14 protein-coding genes are annotated in these 20462 nt (G+C 72.0%); 5 read left to right on the forward strand and 9 right to left on the reverse strand.

Annotated features, from left to right (window positions below; all coding sequences use genetic code 11):
* Positions 1–153: 153 nt before the first annotated feature.
* Positions 154–600 (forward strand): CBS domain-containing protein, encoded by a 447-nt coding sequence (locus tag AB0I81_RS04375; RefSeq protein WP_360649672.1) that lies wholly within the window; start codon positions 154–156, stop codon positions 598–600.
* Positions 601–697: 97 nt separating this feature from the next.
* Here AB0I81_RS04375 and AB0I81_RS04380 read toward each other — a convergent pair whose 3' ends face one another.
* Complete coding sequence (locus tag AB0I81_RS04380; RefSeq protein ID WP_360649675.1) at positions 698–1984, reverse strand: lipase; 1287 nt, start codon at positions 1982–1984, stop codon at positions 698–700.
* Positions 1985–2105: 121 nt separating this feature from the next.
* Entirely contained in the window at positions 2106–3281 is a 1176-nt protein-coding gene (locus AB0I81_RS04385; protein ID WP_360649678.1) for a hypothetical protein, read from the reverse strand.
* 188 nt (positions 3282–3469) lie between these two features.
* On the opposite strand from AB0I81_RS04385, the gene AB0I81_RS04390 reads away from it, so the two are divergent.
* On the forward strand, positions 3470–3832 hold the full coding sequence (locus AB0I81_RS04390) for an STAS domain-containing protein (protein WP_360649681.1): 363 nt from the start codon (positions 3470–3472) through the stop codon (positions 3830–3832).
* Between the two features lie 89 nt (positions 3833–3921).
* Here AB0I81_RS04390 and AB0I81_RS04395 read toward each other — a convergent pair whose 3' ends face one another.
* The 5 genes from AB0I81_RS04395 to AB0I81_RS04415 are packed head-to-tail and all read right to left on the reverse strand — an operon-like array spanning position 3922 to position 9013.
* Positions 3922–4611, reverse strand: coding sequence for an ATP-binding cassette domain-containing protein (locus AB0I81_RS04395; protein WP_360649684.1), 690 nt, complete (start codon positions 4609–4611; stop codon positions 3922–3924).
* Positions 4604–5677 (reverse strand): ABC transporter ATP-binding protein, encoded by a 1074-nt coding sequence (locus AB0I81_RS04400; protein ID WP_360649687.1) that lies wholly within the window; start codon positions 5675–5677, stop codon positions 4604–4606. The genes AB0I81_RS04395 and AB0I81_RS04400 overlap by 8 nt, the downstream gene beginning before the upstream one ends.
* A complete protein-coding gene (locus tag AB0I81_RS04405; protein WP_360649690.1) occupies positions 5674–6516 on the reverse strand; it encodes an ABC transporter permease in 843 nt (280 codons plus the stop codon). Before AB0I81_RS04405 ends, AB0I81_RS04400 begins: the two co-directional genes overlap by 4 nt.
* A complete protein-coding gene (locus tag AB0I81_RS04410; protein WP_360649693.1) occupies positions 6516–7493 on the reverse strand; it encodes an ABC transporter permease in 978 nt (325 codons plus the stop codon). The genes AB0I81_RS04405 and AB0I81_RS04410 overlap by 1 nt, the downstream gene beginning before the upstream one ends.
* On the reverse strand, positions 7490–9013 hold the full coding sequence (locus AB0I81_RS04415) for an ABC transporter substrate-binding protein (protein WP_360649696.1): 1524 nt from the start codon (positions 9011–9013) through the stop codon (positions 7490–7492). Before AB0I81_RS04415 ends, AB0I81_RS04410 begins: the two co-directional genes overlap by 4 nt.
* A gap of 271 nt (positions 9014–9284) precedes the next feature.
* On the opposite strand from AB0I81_RS04415, the gene AB0I81_RS04420 reads away from it, so the two are divergent.
* Genes AB0I81_RS04420 through AB0I81_RS04430 form a run of 3 tightly spaced genes read left to right on the forward strand, consistent with a single transcriptional unit; the run spans position 9285 to position 17751 of the window.
* Positions 9285–13226: a HAMP domain-containing protein gene (locus AB0I81_RS04420; RefSeq protein ID WP_360649699.1), complete on the forward strand. Its 3942-nt coding sequence runs from the start codon at positions 9285–9287 to the stop codon at positions 13224–13226.
* A gap of 22 nt (positions 13227–13248) precedes the next feature.
* Positions 13249–15585 (forward strand): SpoIIE family protein phosphatase, encoded by a 2337-nt coding sequence (locus tag AB0I81_RS04425; RefSeq protein ID WP_360649702.1) that lies wholly within the window; start codon positions 13249–13251, stop codon positions 15583–15585.
* A gap of 60 nt (positions 15586–15645) precedes the next feature.
* On the forward strand, positions 15646–17751 hold the full coding sequence (locus tag AB0I81_RS04430; RefSeq protein WP_360649705.1) for a DEAD/DEAH box helicase: 2106 nt from the start codon (positions 15646–15648) through the stop codon (positions 17749–17751).
* Between the two features lie 130 nt (positions 17752–17881).
* Here AB0I81_RS04430 and AB0I81_RS04435 read toward each other — a convergent pair whose 3' ends face one another.
* Positions 17882–19567, reverse strand: a complete 1686-nt coding sequence (locus AB0I81_RS04435) for a RyR domain-containing protein (RefSeq protein ID WP_360649708.1) — start codon at positions 19565–19567, stop codon at positions 17882–17884.
* Positions 19568–19809: 242 nt separating this feature from the next.
* The gene (locus AB0I81_RS04440; RefSeq protein WP_360649711.1) at positions 19810–20349 is read right to left on the reverse strand and encodes a hypothetical protein; all 540 of its coding nucleotides are present in this window, start codon (positions 20347–20349) and stop codon (positions 19810–19812) included.
* Positions 20350–20462: the final 113 nt, after the last annotated feature.

A 20462-nucleotide genomic window follows, 5' to 3' on the forward strand; every position in this document is an offset into this window, starting at 1 on the left:
TGCGCGCTATGACCCTATCGGTCCCCGGCAGGCCCCGAACCCACCTGCGCGTTCAGCGCTCCGGGCCGGAACCTCGCACGGACCGGCAAACTGGCCCGTTCTCCTCACCATTCGTCCACGCTGTTGTTGGCTACGCTTGAGGACGGAGGCCACATGCGCGCACGCGATCTCGCCGTCGATTTCCCGGCGGTCACCCTGGACAGTTCCGCCTTGGAGGCGGCCAAGCTGCTGGCCGAGCAGGACCTGCCGGGGCTCATCCTGGTCGGCGACGACGGGCGGCCGCTCAGCATCCTGCCCGGCACCCAGGTGTTGCGGCTGGCGGTGCCCGCGTACTGCCAGGACGATCCGGCGCTGGCCCGGGTGGTGGACGAGGCCCACGCGGACGGGTTCCTGCGTCAGCTCGGCGGCAAGACGGTACGGGAATGCCTGCCGGAGCAGCCGCGCGAGCTGCCGGTGACCGACGCCAAGGCGACGGTGCTGGAACTGGCGGCGCTGATGGCCCGTACGCGCAGCCCGCTGGTGGCGGTGATGGACGACGAGGGGCTGCTGATCGGCGCCGTGACCCTGCAGTCGTTGCTCGACCACACGCTACGGCCGTGACACCGCAGTTGCCGCTCGACCACACGCTGCGCACGGCCGGGTGGCGCGGGGACGGGTGGTGCGGGGACGGGTGGTGCGGGGACGTCGTCCCCGGCTCTCAGTCGATGAAGTCGATGTTCGGGTGTCGCGGGGATTCGCCGTCGAACAGGTGCCGGTCCCGTCCGCGAAGGTGCAGGTCGAAGAACGCGCCGATGTAGTCCCGTTGCGCGGCCAGCGAACGGCGGGGATCGATGGTGCCGATGACCGCCTCACGCCTCTCCCGCGTCACGTGCGCGCCGAGCTGCGGCACAATGACCTGCAGATCGCTGTAGGCCATGTGCGTGCTGCCCCCGCGCAGCAGCAGATCCCGCTTCCAGCCGCGCTGGTTCGCCCAGAAGTCCGCCCAGCTGCGGTCGAACTCGGGAGTCCGGTGCGTGTGCTCAAGCGGTTTCCCGTTCTCGTCCACGGCCTCGGCGCCCATCAGGAGGAACGGCCTGTCCAGGCCGCGTTTGGTGACTTCGCCCGGCACGTACGGACTCCCAGGGGGATAGCCGATCGCGGTCGCCATCGCGCCGTCCAGGTTGATCCCGGCGTCGATGCGGCGGTCGTGCACCATCGTCTCGCCCGCGGTGAACCCGCCGTAGGAGTGCCCGTAGGCGCCGGCCCTGGACAGGTCGAGCGACCGGCCGAGCCCGCGGGGAAGCGGCCGCCCGCCCGCGTCCGGGTTCTCCCCTCGGGTGATCTTCGTGAGCTGGTCGAGCACGAACCGGCTGTCGGCGACCCGGGCGTCGAGCGCCTTCTTCTCGTAGTCGGGGATCTCGCCCCCGGGCACCGCGAGTTCGAGCCGCCCGCCGGGGAACTCGACCGCCGCGCTCTCGTAGGTGTGCGAGAGGGAGACGACCACGTAGCCGCGGCTGGCCAGATCGTCGATGATCGCCGTGTACGTCTCCCGCGGGCCGCCGAAGCCGGGCGAGAAGAGCGTGACCGGCTTCGGCGCGCCGTGCGCCACGGGGACCCCGGTCTCGGCCCTTCGCTTCGCCGAGGCCCAGTCGATGGAGCCGACCGGCAGATCGAGGAGGTCCTCGCCCGCCAGCGCCTGGTCGACGACGCCGCTCATGCCGGGTGTGAACCACGGCGCCCGCGGGCCGTCGGCGAACCGGTCCGCCGGGTAGGTGACGGTGACCATGAGTTCCCTGCGCCGTTCCGGTTTCCACGGATCGGGGCGGGCGGAGTCGACGAGGTGGAGGTCGGTGGTGCCGACGTCGTACTGGCCGGTGAGGGCGGGCGCGGTGAGCCTGGCCCGGTCCGCCGCCACGGCGGGAGCGGTCGCAATGAGCCCGCCCGCGAGCGCGAGGCCCGCGATCAGCGCCGAACCTCGCACCACCCTGGTGTGTCTCAATGACACTGCCGGAGTCCTTCCAGATCGGGGCGGCCCCAGCGGTCGCCTGCCTCCGACTGTGGCAGCGCCCCGGCACCACGCACATCCTCCTTCGGACGGAGCCCGCGCTCATCCGTGAAGGGCACGGTCACTGGGCAGAGGATGAGGAGCCGGATGCGGCCTCGGCCTCCACCGCCGCCGCCGCGTCCGTACGGTCGAGCCGCCGCAGGCAGGCGGCCAGGGTGCGCAGGGCCTCCCGCAGAGCCTGTTCGGCCTGGCGGACACGCTCCTGCGACTCCTCCAGCTCCGCGCGCCGCCGCTCGCGCAGGTACCACTCGGCGTAACGATGGTCGTCGTCCCAGTCGTCCCGTTCCTCCACGGCCCGATGTTGCTCCCGCGCCCCGTGCACACGTGCGCGGTGCCGCCGCACCGCCTCGCTGCCGGCGGCCAGGGCTTTCCTCGGGTGGCTCAGCGGGAGAAGGCGGACGGCCAGGTTGTGCCAGATCTCGGCCAGCTCGCCGTAGCCGTCGTCGCGCCGCAGCTGTGGCCACACCTCGACGATGACCTCGTACGCCTCCTCGCCCCGTCCGCTGCGGACCAGCCGGTCGCTCAGCTCGTCCAGCGAGCGGGCGACCTGGTACCTCGAGTCATCCTGCCCGCGCCAGAACGCCAGGACCTCGGCCGTAGCGTCGGCGGCCTCGGCCACCCGGCCGACCCGGTCGAGCCGCTCCGCGAAAGCGGTCAGCGCGTGGCAGAGCTTGAGACCGGCAGCCGCGCCCCCGGCACTTTTACGTCCAGCGCGCTCAAGTCCGGCACGTTCGAGCCCGGCACGGAGCTCCGCCACCGCCGCGCCCGCCGACTCCAGCGCCTCCTCATGGCGGCCGAGCCGGGTCAGGAGCACGGTCCGCCACTCCCTGGTCTCCTCCTGCCCGGACCGGTGCCGATCGATGGCGAGCTGCTCGTCGGCGACGGCCAGCGCCTCCTCATAGCGACCGTCCTCCACCAGGTTGCGGCGCAGTGCGACCATCGTCTCGACCATCCGGCCGGCGAAGGCACCCGGCTTCGGCTCATCCAGCTTCCGGTACGCCCTGAGCTCCTCCCGGCGGGCGAGCGCGGCCAGGTCGTCCCAGCCCAGCTCCGTCAGCAGTTCGGCCAGCTCACGCAGCGGCCCCGGCAGGGCGGCGAGGTGGCTCGGCCCCGCCCGGCGCTTCTCCTCGACCAGCGCCAGCTGCTCGACCGCCCACCTCACCGTCTTGTCGGGACGGACCACACCTTGGTATCGGCGCTCATCCACGGGACGATCGAGCATCTCCCTGTGGAGCACCTCTGAATCATGCTCGGGCACCACCACTGGATAGCACACCCCGCCCCCGGACGCATGGCCGTCATCTCCTCGTACGGGTCGGCGGGATTTCGCCTTGAGTTCGCAAAAAACCGGGATATCGCCGAGGACTCCAGCGGTCTATTCTTCATTGATGGTCAAGTTCCGCCGGCGAAAGCGGTGACCCGTAGATGCCGCCATTGACGTTGGCGCACCAGCACCTGCCCGGGGTGACCGTGGTAGCCGTTACCGGCGAAATGGACGCCACCAACCGCGCCGATTTCGACGACTACCTCCGGGATGTCCGGTCGGCTCCGGCCAGCCGGCTGGTGTTCGACCTTTCCGGGGTGCCGTTCATGGACAGTTCGGGCCTGCACGTCCTGCTGTCGTGCGCCACGGACTGCCTCAGGAAGGGGGGCGTGGTCCACATGGCGGGCGTGCAGCCCCTGCCGGCCCGGCTGTTCGAGATCACGGGCGTGGTGGCGCACATTCCGGTGCACCCGACGGTCGAGGACGCCGTCACGGCCGCGCTCGCGTCGGAACGCTCCATGTAACGGCGCCGCCTGAGTTACGGGATCCGCGCCCCGACCGGCTGGATCCGGCGAGCGGGGCGACGGCCGAGGTCGCCGCCACGCTGGTGACCTCACTGGTCTTGGCCTTCGCCGCGTTGCGCCACCTGAACCGCGCCTGACTCCTCCCCGGGCGTCCCCCAGTCCTGGACGTTGCCGTTCGCCCAGCGGTTCAGCAGCTCCGCGTCATGGCTGACGGCCAGCACCCCCGCCCCCGTACGCTCCCGGTAGGCCTCGATCCTGCCCACCAGGAGCGCCTGCGTCGAGGCGTCCAGCATCGTGGTCATCTCATCGCAGATCAGGTACCGGGGCTCCAGGGTCAGCGCCCGCGCCACGCACGCCCGCTGGAGCTGCCCGTCCGACACCTCGTGGGCCCGGCGGCCGAACAACTCGGGCGTCAGCCCCAGCTCCCCGGCCAGTTCGTGGGCCCGGTCCAGGGGGCGCCGGCCCGCGCGCAGCGGTTCGGCGATCACGTCGAAGAGGGTGAAGCGGGGATCGACGGCGAGCCTGGGCTGCTGGAAGATCAGGCCGATCGAGGTACGTTGCGGCGCCCGGTGCCGCCACCCCCTGACCGTCGTGCCGTCCACGCTGACCGTGCCCTCCGACGGGCGCAGCAGCAGGGACAACACGCGGGCGAGCGTCGACTTGCCGCATCCGCTGGGCCCGGCCAGGCCCAGCACCTGCCCCGGGGGCACCGCGAGCGACACCCGGTCGAGCACGCGGTGCCGGCCGAAGGCGACCGTGACGTCGTGGGCCTCAAGCATGGTGACAGGCCACCCTCTTCCCGTTCATGGCAGGCTGCCGCGCGCACTCGGGGGTCGCCAGGGGGCAGCGCGGCACGAAGGCGCAGCCGTCCGGGAGGCGGGTCAGCTCGGGCGGCTGGCCGGGGATCGGCACGAACCGGCGCGACGGGAGCGCGTCCAGCAGGCCACGGGCGTACGGGTGCCGGGGTCCGGCGAAGAACGGCCCGGCCTGGGACAGCTCCACGACGCGGCTGGCGTACATGACGGCGATCTCGTCGGCCACCCGCTCGGCGGCGCGCAGGTCGTGGGTGATGACCAGCACCGCGCGGCCCTCGTCGCACAGGCGGCGCAGCTCGGCCATGGTCGCGTCCACGAGCGGCCGGTCCAGGCCCGTGGTGGGCTCGTCGGCCAGGATCAGCGGCGGGTCGCCCGCCAGGGCCAGGGCGTTGGCGACACGCTGCGCCATGCCGCCGGAGAGCTGGTGCGGGTAGCGGTCCAGGTCCCGGGGCCGCAGCCCGGCGCGTTCCGCGAGGGTGTCGGGGGTCTCGCCGGTGCGGCCGAGCTCCCGCAGCGTCTCGGCGAGCTGGGCGCGGGCGGTGCGCACGGGGGTGAGGTGGGCGGCCGGGCTCTGCGGGATGAGGCCGATGAGCCGGCCGCGCACCCGGCGGGCGAGCACCTTCTCCGGCGCCGCCACCAGATCCAAAGACTCACCGCCGGGCAAACCGGCAGGCCGGGCGTGTCCCGGCTCGCCGCCGGGCGGACCGTCAGACCGGGCGTGACCCGGCCCGGCACCGGGCGGACCGTCAGACCGGGCGTGACCCGGCCCGGCACCGGGCAGACCGTCAGACCGGTGGCGAGCTGACTCGGCATCGGGCAGGTCGTCGAGCCAGGCGTGCCCGGTGACGGTGGAGTTGCCGGGCAGCAGGCCGAGCAGGGCGTGGGCCATCACGGACTTGCCGCAGCCCGACTCCCCCACCAGCGCCAGGCACTGCCCCGCGCGCAGCTCGAAGCGGGCGTCGGTGACGGCGTGCACGTCGGCGCCGGGCAGGTGGAAGCGTACCGACAGGCCGTCCACACGCAGCTTCACAGGTTCAGCTCCGATCTCCAGCGCGGGTTGGCGCGGTCGCGTACGTACTGGGCCAGCGACGACACCGCCAGCGTCGGCACCAGGATGAGCAGCCCGGGGAAGAGGCTGGACCACCAGTCGCCCGCCAGCAGCGACCGCTGCCCATCGTTGATCATGTTGCCCAGGGAGGCCAGGTGCGGCGGCATGCCCAGGCCGAGGAAGCTGAGCGCGGTCTCGTGCCAGATGGCGTGCGGGACCATCAGCACGGTCGCCAGCAGCAGTTGCGGCGCGAGGTTGGGCACGAAATGCCGCACCACGATGCGCAGCCGCGACGAGCCGCCGGAGATGGCCGCGTCCACGAAGGGCCGCCCGCGCAGCGACAACACCTCGGAGCGGACGATCCGGGCGGCGGTCGTCCAGTGGGTCACCGACACCGACACGACCACGGCGGTGGCGCTGGGCGCGAACAGGGCCACGATGAAGACCCCGAACAGCAGGTGCGGCAGCGAGTTGAAGCCGTCCACGACCCGCATCAGCAACCGATCCACGGGCCCGCCCAGGGTGCCCGCGGCCAGCCCGACGAGGCCGCCGATGAACACGCTCACCACCGCCGCGGTCAGGCCGACCAGCAGCGAGACGCGCAGCCCGTAGATGGAGCGCAGCAGCACGTCCCTGCCGACCTCGTCGGTGCCGAACGGATGGGCGGGCGAGGGCGGCAGCCCGGCCGAGCGCAGATCGACGAGCTGCTGATCCAGCCGGACGATCAACGGCACCAGCACGACGGCCAGCACCAGCACCGCCACGGTGGCCAGGGCCAGGCGGTGGCGGCGGGCCTTCCTGAGTGGGCGCGTCAGAGCCATCAGCTCACCCCGAGCACGCGCACGCGCGGATCGGCCACCGTGTACGCCAGGTCCGCCACCAGGTTGCCGACCACGACCGCGAGGGTGGCCAGCAGGGTCAGCGCCGCCAGCAGCGGGAAGTCCACCGCCAGCGCCGCCTTGATCGTCGTACCGGCCACCCCCGGCCAGGAGAAGACCGCCTCCACCAGCATCGCCCCCGTCACCAGTTCGGGCACCCGAGCCCCCATGATCGTGATGAACGGCAGCAGCGCCGAGCGCAGCGCGTGCCGCAGCAGCACCGTCCGTTCACGCAGCCCGCGCGCCCGCGCCCCGGTCACGAAGTCCTCCCGCAACACGCCGATGACCGACTCGCGGACGAACAGCAGCAGCCACGACGACTGCGAGAAGGCCAGCACCACGACCGGCAGCACCATGTGCCTGGCCAGGTCGGGCAGCGTGACCGTGGTGGAGGCGGCGTCGGTGAGCCCGCCGGCGGGCAGCCAGCCGAGCGTCACGGAGAAGATCCAGATGGCCAGCAGCCCGACCCAGAACACCGGCGCGGCCTCGTTGGTGAACGCCGTGCCGGTGACCAGCCGGTCCAGCCAGGAGTCGCGCTTCCAGGCGGCCAGCGTGCCGATGGCGAGCCCGGCGGCCAGCATGAGGACCAGCGCGCAGCCGACGACCAGCAGCGTCCAGCCGAGCCGTTCGCCGATCACCTGGGCGACGGGCAGCCGCAGTGAGCGGGACTCGCCGAGGTCGCCGGTGAGCAGGTTGCCGAGCCAGGTCGTGTACTGCTCCAGGAGTGGCCGGTCCAGGCCCCAGTTCGCCCTGATGTCGGCCATGATCTGGGGGTCGGTCATGTCCGCCCGTTCGCCCAGGTACTGCCGTACGGGATCGAACGGCGAGGCCATGGCCAGCGCGAACATGCCGAACGTCACGGCCAGCAGCAGCGGCACCGCGAACGCCAGCCGCCACAGGACGATCCGCGCCCAGGTCACTGGGCGGGCTTCCAGTTGACGACCGTGCCGAGCAGGCCGCCGGTGGCGTGTTCGTGCGCCTCGACGCCCGGGGTCAGGCCGGTCCAGTTCCCGCGTACGACGTAGACGTGCTTGAGGTAGACCAGGTACAACCAGGTCGCGTTGTCATCGACGCGCTGCTGCACCATGTCGTAGGCCTTCTTGCGGGTGACCGGGTCGGACGACTGGCGGGCGGTTTCGAGGGCCTTGTCCACTGCGGGGTCGTCGAGGTGGCCGGGGTTGAAGTAGCCCTGTCCTGCGAAGGAGGAGTGGAACAGCTTGTAGTTGGTGTAGTCGGGGTCGTACGGGCTGCCCCAGCCCATGACCAGCGCGTCCTTCGACAGGCGCGGCACGATGGCGTCGGAGTCGAGCCCGGCGAGCCGGATGTCGATGCCGACCTGCTTGGCGTCCGAGGCGACGGCCAGCGCGATCTCCTTGCGCAGCGTGTCGCTGGCCCGGTACATCAGCGTGAACCTGGCGGGCGTGCCGTCCTTCTCCCTGATCCCGTCGGCGCCGGCCTTCCAGCCGGCCTCATCCAGCACCTTCGCGGCGCCGGCGCGGTCGGGGTCGGGAGAGCCCCGCACGGCGGCGTTGTGCCATTCGGTGCCGGCCGGTACGGGCCCGAACCCGGGGTTGCCCGCGCCGGCCAGGATCGCCGAGACCATCGCTGCACGGTCCACGGCCAGGTCGAGCGCCCTGCGGATGGCCAGGTCGCCCGTGACGGGCTGCTCCAGTGGGAACATGATGGCCCGGTAGTCGGCGCTGGGCGCCTCGATGACGCTCATCCCCGGCTGGTTCCTGAACCGGGCGGCGGCCTTGGGCGGCAGCACCGTGGCGGTGAGCTCGCCGGCGGCCATCCTGCTCGCGCGCGCGTTGTCGTCGGCGGTGTAGGCGAGGACCACGTTCTTGACCGTGGGCACCTCGCCCCAGTAGCCCTCGTTGGCCTTGAGCATCACCTTCTCGCCCTTGTTCCAGGCCACGAAGGTGTACGGGCCGGTGCCGACCGGATCGCCCGACAGGTCGGAGCCCGCGGGGATGATCCCGAGGGTGGTGCGCTGCAGGATGGCCGCGTACGGGTGCTTGAGGTGGAAGACGACCGTGCGGGGGTCGGGCGCGCTCACCTTGTCGATGAACTCGTAGTCGCCCCTGATCGGCGAGTTGTTGGCGGACTTGAGCACCTGCTCGTAGGTGTAGACGACGTCGGCGCTGGTCAGCTCCTTGCCGTCGTGGAACTTGACGCCCTGGCGCAGCTTGAACGTCACTTCCTCGCCATCGGCCTCGGGCAGCGACTCGGCCAGGCCGGGGTGCAGCTTCAGGTCGGGGGTGCGGCGGACGAGCCCGTCGTACATGAGCGAGCCGCCGTCCGGCGCGTAGCCGAGCGCCGGGTTGAGCGAGTCGTGCTCGACGGTCAGCCCCAGCACGACCGTGTCCCGCTCGGTGTCCCGCTCGGTGCCCTGCTTGACGGCGGCAGGTCCCTCCGAAGGGGCCGAACACGCACTCAACGCTAGGACAATTACCCCGAACAGGGCCAATCTTCGCCTCATGCTGGCGACCTTAAGGCGAGAATCACGCTATTGCAACCAGCTCGCAATAAGGGTGAATGAACGGTATGAACCCCCCAGGCAACCGCCGATGAACCAGCCGAAACCTCCTCACCTCGCGCCTGTACGACCTGTGATACAGAGAGCACCCTACGGTTAGCGCGCGACGCGGTCAGATCCGGCTAATGTCTCCGCTACCTGAGGAAGCCCGGGTGAGTACGGAGGACAGCTCATGAGCGACCCCACCGTCAGCACGTCCCGCACGTCCGCGCGTGTCAAACGCACAAGCGAGGCCAGCGAGGAGCCGGAGCTGCGGCGCCTGCTGGCCGGGCTGACGGCGGTCAGGGACGGCGATTTCCGTACCAGACTCCCCGACGACGCCGACGGCCTGCTGGGCGAGATCGCCTCGGTGTTCAACGGCATGGTGGACCAGCTGTCCCAGTTCACCTCCGAGGTCACGCGCGTGGCGCGGGAGGTCGGCACGGAGGGGCGGCTGGGCGGCCAGGCCGACGTCCCGGCCGTGTCGGGCACCTGGAAGGACCTCACCGAGTCCGTCAACGCCATGGCGGGCAACCTCACCGACCAGGTACGCAGCATCGCCCAGGTCACCACCGCAGTGGCCCGCGGCGACCTGTCGCAGAAGATCACCGTGCACGCGCGAGGCGAGATCCTGGAGCTGAAGAACACCGTCAACACGATGGTCGACCAGCTGTCCTCCTTCGCCGCCGAGGTCACCAGGGTCGCCCGCGAGGTCGGCACCGACGGCAGGCTCGGCGGCCAGGCCGACGTCAAGGGCGTGGCCGGCACCTGGCGGGCGCTGACCGACTCGGTGAACTTCATGGCCGGCAACCTCACCGACCAGGTGCGCAACATCTCCCAGGTGGCGACCGCGGTGGCCAAGGGCGACCTGTCGCAGCGCATCACGGTCTCGGCCAGGGGCGAGATCCTGGAGCTGAAGAACACCCTGAACACGATGGTCGACCAGCTGTCCTCCTTCGCCGACGAGGTGACCAGGGTGGCGGGTGAGGTCGGCACCGAGGGCAACCTGGGCGGCCAGGCCACGGTCAGGGGCGTGTCCGGCACCTGGAAGGACCTGACCGAGAACGTCAACGTCATGGCCTCCAACCTGACCAACCAGGTACGCAGCATCGCCCAGGTCGCCACCGCCGTGGCCCGCGGCGACCTGTCGCAGAAGATCACCGTCGAGGCCAAGGGCGAGGTCGCCGCGCTGGCGCAGACGATCAACACGATGGTCGACACGCTCAGCGCGTTCGCCGACGAGGTGACCAGGGTCGCCCGCGAGGTCGGCACGGAGGGCCAGCTCGGCGGCCAGGCCCGCGTCCCCAACGTGGCCGGCACCTGGAAGAACCTCACCGACAACGTCAACTCCATGGCCGACAACCTGACCAACCAGGTACGCAGCATCGCCCAGGTCACCACCGCCGTGGCCCGCGGCGACCTGACCCGCAAGATCGACGTGGACGCCCGGGGCGAGATCCTGGAGCTGAAGACCACCATCAACACGATGGTCGACCAGCTGTCCTCCTTCGCCGCCGAGGTCACCAGGGTCGCCCGCGAGGTCGGCAGCGAGGGCAGGCTCGGCGGGCAGGCCGAGGTCGAGGGCGTGTCCGGCACGTGGAAGCGGCTGACCGAGAACGTCAACGAGCTGGCCGGCAACCTCACCCGCCAGGTCCGCGCCATCGCCGAGGTCACCAGCGCCGTCACCTCCGGCGACCTGACCAGGTCCATCACCGTGGACGCCGAGGGCGAGCTGGCCGACCTGAAGGACAACATCAACTCGATGGTGAAGTCGCTGCGCGAGACGACCAGCGCCAACGAGCAGCAGGACTGGCTCAAGACCAACCTGGCCCGCATGTCCGGCCTCATGCAGGGGCACCGCGACCTGGCCACGGTGGCCCAGCTCGTGATGAGCGAGCTGGCGCCGCTGGTCGCGGCCCAGTACGGCGCGTTCTTCCTGGCCGAGGAGAGCGAGCTGCAGCTCATCAGCGCCTACGGCTACCCGGTGGCCCCGCACCGGCCCTCCCGCTTCAAGCTGGGCGAGGCGCTGGTCGGGCAGGCCGCGCGCAGCCGCAGGACCATCGCCATGACCGAGCTGCCGCCCGGCTACATCACGATCTCCTCCGGGCTCGGCAGCACCGCGCCGACCTCGGTGATCGTGCTGCCGATCGTGGTCGAGGAGCAGGTGCTCGGGGTGATCGAGCTGGCCTCGGTGCAGACGTTCACGCCGGTGCACCGGGCCTTCCTGGACCAGCTCATGGAGACCATCGGGGTCAACCTCAACACGATCGTGGCCAACGCGCGTACCGACGAGCTGCTCAAGGAGTCGCAGCGGCTGGCCGTGGAGCTGCAGACCCGCTCGGAGGAGTTGCAGCAACAGCAGGAGGAGTTGCAGCGCTCCAACGCCGAGCTGGAGGAGAAGGCCACGCTGCTGGCCCGCCAGAACCAGGACATCGAGACCAAGAACCTGGAGATCGAGCAGGCCCGCCAGGAGCTGGAGACGCGGGCGCACCAGCTCTCACTCGCCTCCACCTACAAGAGCGAGTTCCTGGCCAACATGAGCCACGAGCTGCGCACCCCGCTCAACTCGCTGCTCATCCTGGCCCAGCTGCTGGCCCAGAACCACACCCGCAACCTGACACCCAAGCAGGTCGAGTACGCCGGCATCATCCACTCGGCCGGCTCCGACCTGCTCCAGCTCATCAACGACATCCTCGACCTGTCCAAGGTCGAGGCCGGCAAGATGGACATCAACCCCGAATGGGTGCAGCTGCGGCGGCTGCTGGACTATGTGGAGGCCACGTTCCGGCCGCTGACCGGCCAGAAGAGCCTGGACTTCCGCGTCACCACCGCGACCGGCGTGCCCGCCGAGCTGCTCACCGACGACTCACGGCTGCGCCAGGTGCTGCGCAACCTGCTGTCGAACGCGGTCAAGTTCACCGAGAGCGGCGGCGTGGAGCTGCGCATCGAGCCCGCCGCGCCGTCCGAGCTGCCCGCCTCCGTACGCGCCAACGGCCCCGCCATCGCGCTGCGGGTGGTGGACACCGGCGTGGGCATCCCCGAGCAGCAGCTGGAGGTGATCTTCGGGGCGTTCCAGCAGGCCGACGGCACGACCAGCCGCAAGTACGGCGGGACGGGGCTCGGCCTGTCGATCTGCCGGGAGATCGCCTACCTGCTGGGCGGCGCGATCACCGTGCAGAGCACGCCGGCGCAGGGCAGCGTGTTCACGCTCTACCTGCCGGTGGCGCGGCCGGGCTTCGAGGTGCTCCCGGCGGAGGGCGGCGAGCCCGCGCAGACGGCCGTCGCGCCGGTGTCCGCCCGGCGGCTGCTGGTCATCGAGGAGCGCAGGCACGGGCTGCTGTCGCTGGTCTCCGACAGTGTCGTGGGCGACCTGGCCAGCACGCGCGACCACGAGGGCACCATGGAGGTCGTCACGGCGGCAGGGGCCAAGGAGGCGGCCGTCCTGTTGTCGGGGCAGTCCTGCCACTGCATCGTGCTGGATCTCAACATGCCGGACATGGCGGCGTACCCGCTGCTGGAGGCCATGAACGGCGACCCGCGCCTGCACGGCGTGCCCGTGCTGGCCTACAACAACTGGCGCACCCACCCGCAGCGGGAGGCGCGCCTGGACCACCAGCCGCTGGAGCTGCTGTCCAGCCTCGACGAGCTGCGCGAGCGCATCGCGCTGCACCTGACCGCCAACCGGCCCGGCGACGTGCTGCCCCTGGTCAGAACCGCCAACCTCGGCGCGGCGGAGGGGCGGGAGATCGACAACACGCTGGCCGGCTGCACCGTCCTGGTGGTGGACGACGACGCCCGCAACCTGTACGCGCTCACGAGCATGCTGGAGATCCACGGCATCACCGTGCTGCACGCCGAGAACGGCCGCAAGGGCATCGACACGCTGACCGCCCACGAGGAGACCGACCTGATCCTGATGGACGTCATGATGCCGGAGATGGACGGCTACACGGCGACCGAGACGATCAGGGCGATGCCCCAGTACGCGGACCTGCCGATCATCGCGGTCACCGCCAAGGCGATGCCGGGCGACCAGGAGAAGAGCCTGGCGGCCGGGGCCAGCGACTACGTGACCAAGCCGGTGGACGCCGATCATCTCATCGAACGAATCCAGCACTGGATGGATCCGTCCTGACGACTGCGACGAGGAGCGGCACGTGCACACTCCATCCGGTGACGACTCCCCCGTGACGCCTCCACACACCGATCCGATCCCCCCGGAGGAGGCGGGCGGGGAGGCGGAGAGGGAGCTGGGCCGGTTGGCGGCCGTCGTCGAACGGCTGCGGCAGGAGGTCCGGCGGACCCGCCGCGCCGCCGACGACCGCGCCGTGGTCGAGCTGGCCAAGGGCGTCCTGGTCGAGCGGCTGCGCTGCGGCCCCGCGCAGGCGTCGGAGCAGCTGGCCACGCTCGCGGCCAAGGCGGGCGTGTCGCGGCTGGAGGTGGCCGCCGACGTCGTCAGCGAGGTCGCCCGCGACCGCATCGGCGAGGCGGGCAGGAACGACCCGGAGGCCGCCGTACGGCTGCGCACGGCCGAGAGCGCCGCGCTCGGCGCCCACGACACCATGGTCGTGGCCGCCGCGATGCTGGAGCACGCCCTGGGCCCGCTGGGCGCCAAGGCGGTGGCGGTGTGGGCGGCCGAGCCGGGCGCCGCGCTCTGCCTGGCCGGGTACGCCGGTTTCGGGGACGAGGAGGCCAGGCGCTGGCGTCACGTCCCGCCCGGCGTGCTCACCCCGGCCGGGCGGACGCTGACGGAGCGGCGCCTGATCTGGCACTCCGACTCGGGGCTGCCCGCCATCGGCCGGCTCGTCGCGGGCGGCGGGCGGGTCACCGTGCCGATGACCGTGGGCGGGCGGATACTCGGCGTGCTGGAGATCTGCTGGCCGAACGCGCTGCCGCCGCGACCGCCCAGGATCGAGCGGCAGATCGAGGCCATGGCCGAGTTGTGCGCGCACACGCTCGACCCGCCGCTCGTGCCCCTGGCGCCCTCCTCGCGGGCCCCGTCGGAGATCGTGGACCTGGCCGACACCCTGCCCGACCCCGCGCTGGTGCTGCGGGCGCAGCCGGACGCGCGCGGCGAGCCGGCCGACTTCCGCATCGAGCACGTCAACGAGCGGATCACCGGCGGGGACGGACTGCTGCTTGAGGCGTATCCGCTGGTGTCGGGCGGTCTGCTGCTGGAGGCCTACCCCCGTGCGGCCGGTGGGCTGTTCTCGCGGCTGGAGCGGGTGCACGCGACGGGCGAGCCGTTCCGCGCCGAGCGCATGCCGCTCGCGCTGAGCACGACGGGCGTGGCGGACGTCAGCCTGACCCGGCACGGCGACTGCGTGTTGCTGGTGTGGCGCGACCACGACGAGGGCGCGCGGCTGGCCGGGCTGCTGGAGCACGCCCAGCGGCTGGGCCGCATCGGCGGCTTCGAGGAGAACACGATGACCGGCCACATCACCTGGAACGCCCAGCTCTACTCCCTGTACGGCCTGACGCAGGGCGACGACCCGATCCCCCTGGAACGCCTGCGTGACCACGCCCACGCCGACGACGAGATCGCCATCGGCCGTTTCCTGCGCACGGTGCTGCACCACCGGCGCTTCGCGGCCGTGGCGTTCCGGCTGCGCCGCCCCGACGGGGTCACCCGGCACATGCGCGTGGTCGCCGAGCCGGTCTTCGGGCCCGACGGGCGGCTGATGGCGGTACGGGGCGCCTACCAGGACATCTCCTCCCAGCACTGGACGGAGGTGGCGCTCTCGGCCACCCGGGAGGAGCTCGCCCAGACCGAGGAGCAGTCCGCCGCGCGCAACCGCCTGGCCCTGCAGCTTCAGCAAGCCATCATGCCGCCCTCGCACGGCTCGATGGACTCCTCGGGCCTGCACATCGCCGTCCGCTACCGGCCCGCGCAGAAGGAGCACCTGGTCGGCGGCGACTGGTACGACGCGGTCGCCCTGCCGTCCCGCCGCGTGCTGCTGTCGGTGGGCGACGTGGCCGGGCACGGCGTGGAGGCCGCCACGGGCATGGTCGTCCTGCGCAACGCGCTGCGCGGCCTGGCCACCACCGGCGCGGGCCCCGCCCAGATCATGAGCTGGCTCAACCAGGTCGCCCACCACCTGGCCGACCGCATGACCGCCACCGCCGTGTGCGGCCTGTACGACCCGCCCACCCGCGTACTGCGCTGGGCCAGGGCCGGGCACCTGCCGCCCATCCTGCTGCGCGAGGGCAACGGCTCGGAGCTGGCCATGGTGAAGGGGCCGCTGCTGGGGGCGTTCACCGACGCCCAGTACGAGGAGGGTGAGCTGCAGTTACGGGCCGGCGACACGCTGCTCCTCTACACCGACGGGCTGATCGAGCGGCGCGACCACAACCTGCGCCACGCCCAGGACCAGCTCCTGGCCATCGCCGAACGGCACGCCGCCACGCTCGACCACCGCCTGGACGACCTGCTGACGCACTGCCACTCCGACACCGACGACGACACCTGCCTCATCGGCGTGCGGCTGAACTGACCGCTTTCGTCGATGTCGGCTCTTGCGCGGGCACCGGCGTGCTGGGGCATGCTTAATCCGGTGGAATGGCGTGAGGCGGACCGGCTGCTGGCCGACACACGGACGCTGCTCGACGAGCACGCCTCCGTACGGGCGCAGGCGGCGCACGCCCTGGACGCGCTGCGCCGCGACGTGGCCAGGGCCGGGCTCGACGCGGTGCCCGTCTCGCGGCTGAAGGACGTCACCGACGGGCGGCTGCGCATCGGCACGCTGGAGAAGGCCGGGTACGCCACGGTGCGGCAGGTGCTGGAGGCGACGCCGTACGCGCTGCAGTTGTTGCCGGGGATCGGCGCGCGCACGGCGGGGCAGATCCACGCGGCCGCCCGGCAGATCGAGCGGGCCGCCGCCGAGGCCGCGAGCCTGCGCCTCGACGTGGACCGGCCAGACCACCACACCACCGAGCTGGTGATCGCCCTGCACCGGCTGGTGAACGTGGGCCCCGACCTGCCCCGCGCCCTGGACGCGGCCCGGGAGCTGGCGGGGCGGCTGGAGCCGCTGCTGGCCGAGGCGCGGCCGGCGCGCAACCGGCTGCGGATGATGTTCACGCTGCCCGGGCGGCGCCGGCGGGCGCGCGAGGCGGTGGCGGAGATCGAGGGCCTGCTGGCGGGCGCCGGGGAGACGCGGCTGCTGCTCGCCCAGGTCACCACCGACCTGCTGCGTCCCGCGGCCCGCGACCTGGAGGCGTGGGCGGACTTCGAGTCCCGCTCGCCCGAGTACTTCGGCCTGCTGGCGGAGCTGGCCGGAGAGCCGATCGGGTCCGGGCAGGGGCTGCTGCCCGACGACCTGGCGGCCAAGGTCGCCGCGCATCCGCTCGACGACACCCACCGGCGCGTGTCGCTGCGCGGCTACCAGGCGTTCGGGGCACGTTTCGCGCTCACCCAGGAACGCGTGATCATCGGTGATGAGATGGGGCTGGGCAAGTCCATCGAGGCCATCGCGGCGCTGGCGCACCTGCGGGCCGGTGGCGAGCGGCACTTCCTGGTGGCCTGCCCGGCGAGCGTACTGATCAACTGGGTGCGGGAGATCGAGTCCCGCAGCACCCTGCGCGCCTACCCGCTGCACGGCCCCGACCGGGCGGCGGCGCAGGCGGAGTGGGCGCGCGAGGGCGGCGTCGCGGTGGCCACCCTGGACGGCCTGCACCGGCTGGACACGACGGCGCCCGACGTGGGCATGCTGGTCGTGGACGAGGCGCACTACGTCAAGAACCCGGAGACCAGGCGGGCGCGGGCGGTCACGGCCTGGTGCGGGCGGGCGCGGCGGGTGTTGTTCCTGACGGGCACGCCCATGGAGAACCGGGTGGAGGAGTTCCGCACGCTGGTGTCCTACCTGCGCCCCGACGTGGCCGCCGGGCTGCGCAACAGCGACGTGGTGGCGGGGGCGCGGGCGTTCCGCAAGGCGGTCGCGCCCGTCTACCTGCGGCGCAACCAGCAGGACGTGCTGAGCGAGCTGCCCGACCGGATGGAGGCCGACGAGTGGGTGGAGTTCAGCGGGGCCGACTTCGAGGCATACCGGCGGGCGGTGTCCGAAGGCAACTTCATGGCCATGCGCCGCGCCGCCTACGCCGAACCCGCCACCTCCGCCAAGCTCAAGCGCCTGCTCGAACTCATCGAGGACGCCGAGGCCAACGGGCTGAAGGTGGTGGTGTTCTCCTACTTCCGCGCGGTGCTGGCCACGGTCGGGGCCGCGCTGAACGGGCGGGCCCACGGGCCGCTGTCCGGCGGGGTCGCCGCCGAGCGACGGCAGCGGATGGTGGACGACTTCTCGGCCGCGACCGGCCACGCGGTGCTGCTCAGCCAGGTCCAGGCGGGCGGGGTGGGCCTCAACCTGCAGGCGGCCTCGGTGGTGATCCTGTGCGAGCCGCAGGTCAAGCCCAGCATGGAGACGCAGGCCGTGGGCCGGGCCCACCGCATGGGCCAGGTACGCAGGGTGCAGGTGCACCGGCTGCTCACGGTCGACTCGGTGGACCAGCGCATGCTCGACATCCTGCGCCGCAAGTCGAAACTGTTCGACGCCTACGCCAGGCGCAGCGACCTGGCCGAGTCCTCGGGCGACGCGGTGGACGTCTCGGAGCAGTCGCTGGCCCGTCAGGTGGTCGAGGAGGAACAGCGCCGCCTGCTGGCCGACTGACCGAGCCGACGGCTCTTCTCCGGCGGACTCGGTCCGGCCGTCCCGCGGCTCCGGGGCAGGGCGTGCTCTGGGCCGGGATCAGCCACCGCACATCCGCACGAGGAGCAGCCCCACGTGCCCTGGGCCGGGATCAGCCACCGGACATCCGCACGATGAGGAGTCCCGCGTCCTCCAGGATTCGGGGCAGTTCCGCGACCGCCTTGCGGTCCTTGTCGCGGCCGGTCTCGGACAGGTAATCCCAGTCCACCAGGTCCGGATGTTGCCTCCTGGCGTCGTCGCGCACGGGCCCGTGGGTCCAGCCCCTGGCCAGGAGGTACTTCATCCAGCGGGTGTGCTCCGCCTGGGCCAGTCTCTCCACCTCGCCGGGCCGGAAGGAGAAGTCGGCCGCAGCTTCGGCGCCGGGCGCCGGCACGCAGCCGATCATCGCGAGCTTGGCGCCGATGTGGGCCGCCTGGTCGCGGTTCTGGCCCTTCTTGTCCTCGGTGAGCCGTTCGTAGGGGATCATGGAGGCGTTCTCGCCGGGCGTCTCGCCGCGCTCGACGCACCCGAGCAGGTAGTTGTCGTGGATCGCCCGCGCCAGGCGTTCGATCACGTCCTCGTCGATCAAGGCCGGCTTCCCCGCTTCCTCGGTGACGGCGAAGATCTGCAGTGTCCCGGCGAGGTCCTCCATCAGCCGGGCATCCCGGAAGGCGTCTCCGAACATCGTACGCTGGCCCACCCTGACGATCACGGGCGCGCCCGTCCACAGCGGGACGACGGTGAGCGCGGCCGTCAGCGCCGCATGCTCGTCGCCGTAACACACGTAGACCCGCTGGAAGGACTCACCGCCCTCGGCCAGGAGCGTGCGCAGCCCGTCGGGGCCGGCGTCGGCCGTGGTCACGTCGCAGGCGCCGGACATGAACGAGTACGTCCGGCGCAGCCGCGCCACCTCGCTCTCCGCGCCGGGCGCGATCACCCGTACCGGCAGGCGCACGCCCGGTGGCGGCGGCAGCAGGCGCCACCGCCTGGCCAGTTCGACCAGCAGGGCGCGGCCGAAGGGCGACAACCCCACCAGCAGGATTGGGCGCGCCTCCTTGACGGGGTCGTGCGCCAGGAGCACGCGTACGGCCAGCTCGTCGAGGTTGAAGAAGTCGAGCCGGTGCCCCTGGTGCCCGCTCACGCCCAGCCGGCGCGCCCGCAGCGCGGCGCACAGCCCGGGGTCGGGAACGTGCGCGTACGACGAGACCGGCGCGACCGGCCGCAGCCCGTGCACGGCCGCGGCGATGGCCACGTTGACCGTGGCGTCGTCCTCGCAGGCGTAGACGATCTCGGCCTTTCCCGCGCCCGCCGAGCGCAGCACCACCGGGTCCCTGGCGTCGCCGGCCACGTGGATCACCCCCGGCGCGCGCAGCGGGACCGCCGCCGAACCGCCGACCACGACGACCCTGCGGCCCGCCTCCCGCAACCGCCGCGTCACGACCTGCCCCAGCGGCCCGGTCCCGCAGACGATCGCGTGCCGCCGCGCCTCGCGCGCCCTGAGCCGGCGGAACTCGTTGCCGAGCAGCAGCCGTACGGCCTCGATCAGCGCGTAGATGGTGACCGCCGGGGCGGTGAACCTGGCGACCTCCAGCGTCCACGGCAGGGCGCCGCCCGTGTCGAGCGGCTTGCTGTCGATCACGAAGAGCTGCAGGTCGTAGTACACCCGGTCCAGAAAGGTGTACTTGCTCTCTTTCGCGACGTACTCGGTCAGCCCCAGATACCCCAGCACCAACGTCACCAGGGCCAGCACCCCGAACCCCGCCATGACGGACGATCTGATGGAGGTCGTTTCCTTCATCGCGCCTCGTTCCGCATCCGGGGGACGACGGGAACCACTGCCCCCTACATCCCCCACCGGATCGTTCCGTTACCGCCGGGTGTCAGGTCGGAGAGCCGCTCCCCGGCCGGAGGGTTGACGCCGCGGGCCGGTATCAGGGGCGGGCGAAGGTCTGCGGTTCGCGTTGCGGGGCCTCCGCGAGGATCCTGTCCTCCCGGCGGTGGCCGTACGAGATGAGCGCGTCATATCCAACATGGCTCTCCTCAGCACGTGCGGATGACGCGCATGCGACGATCCCCCGGTTCGTAGCCCAGGCGCGTGACCAGGTCGTGCGTGCCGCCGGGGCCGTCGCCCGGCCGGCCGTCCCACACGGCGACGGCGAGCGGTTCGGGGTCGAGTTCGCGGGCCAGGCGGACCATTCGTTCGTTCGCCTCCGCGAAGACCTCGTCGCCCGCCGCGGTGCCGTACGGCGGCGGCTCGACCTGGGCCGACCTGGTCAGCCTCTCGAACCTGGCCCGCCAGTCGGTGCCGGGCAGGTCCACCGAGCGGCGGAGGAACTCCTCGCGCGGGAGCGCCAGGCAGACGATGACGCGGGCACCCCGGTCCTGTGCGAGACCCGCTCCGATGAGGTCGGCTCCCCTGGCGCCGCCGCAGACGACGACGGTGCCGGGGCCGACGTCCCACTCGTCGAAGATCGCCTTCATCTCCTCGGTCACCCTGCCGACCAGCCGCTGCGGGAAGCGCGGCGGCTGCCTGCCGGGCGTGTCCACAAGGTGCCCGCTCACGATGAGAGCCCGGCTCATGAGATCCTCACGCTGGCTCCTCCTGACCAGCCGCCCGGCCTTCGGGTGGCCTCCTCCGCCCGAAGGCTACGAATCTAGGGCCGCCGGCCTCGCATCCGCTTCCGGGAGCCTCC

The organism is Nonomuraea sp. NPDC050404 (genome assembly GCF_040655495.1).
Classification (GTDB): Bacteria; Actinomycetota; Actinomycetes; order Streptosporangiales; family Streptosporangiaceae; genus Nonomuraea.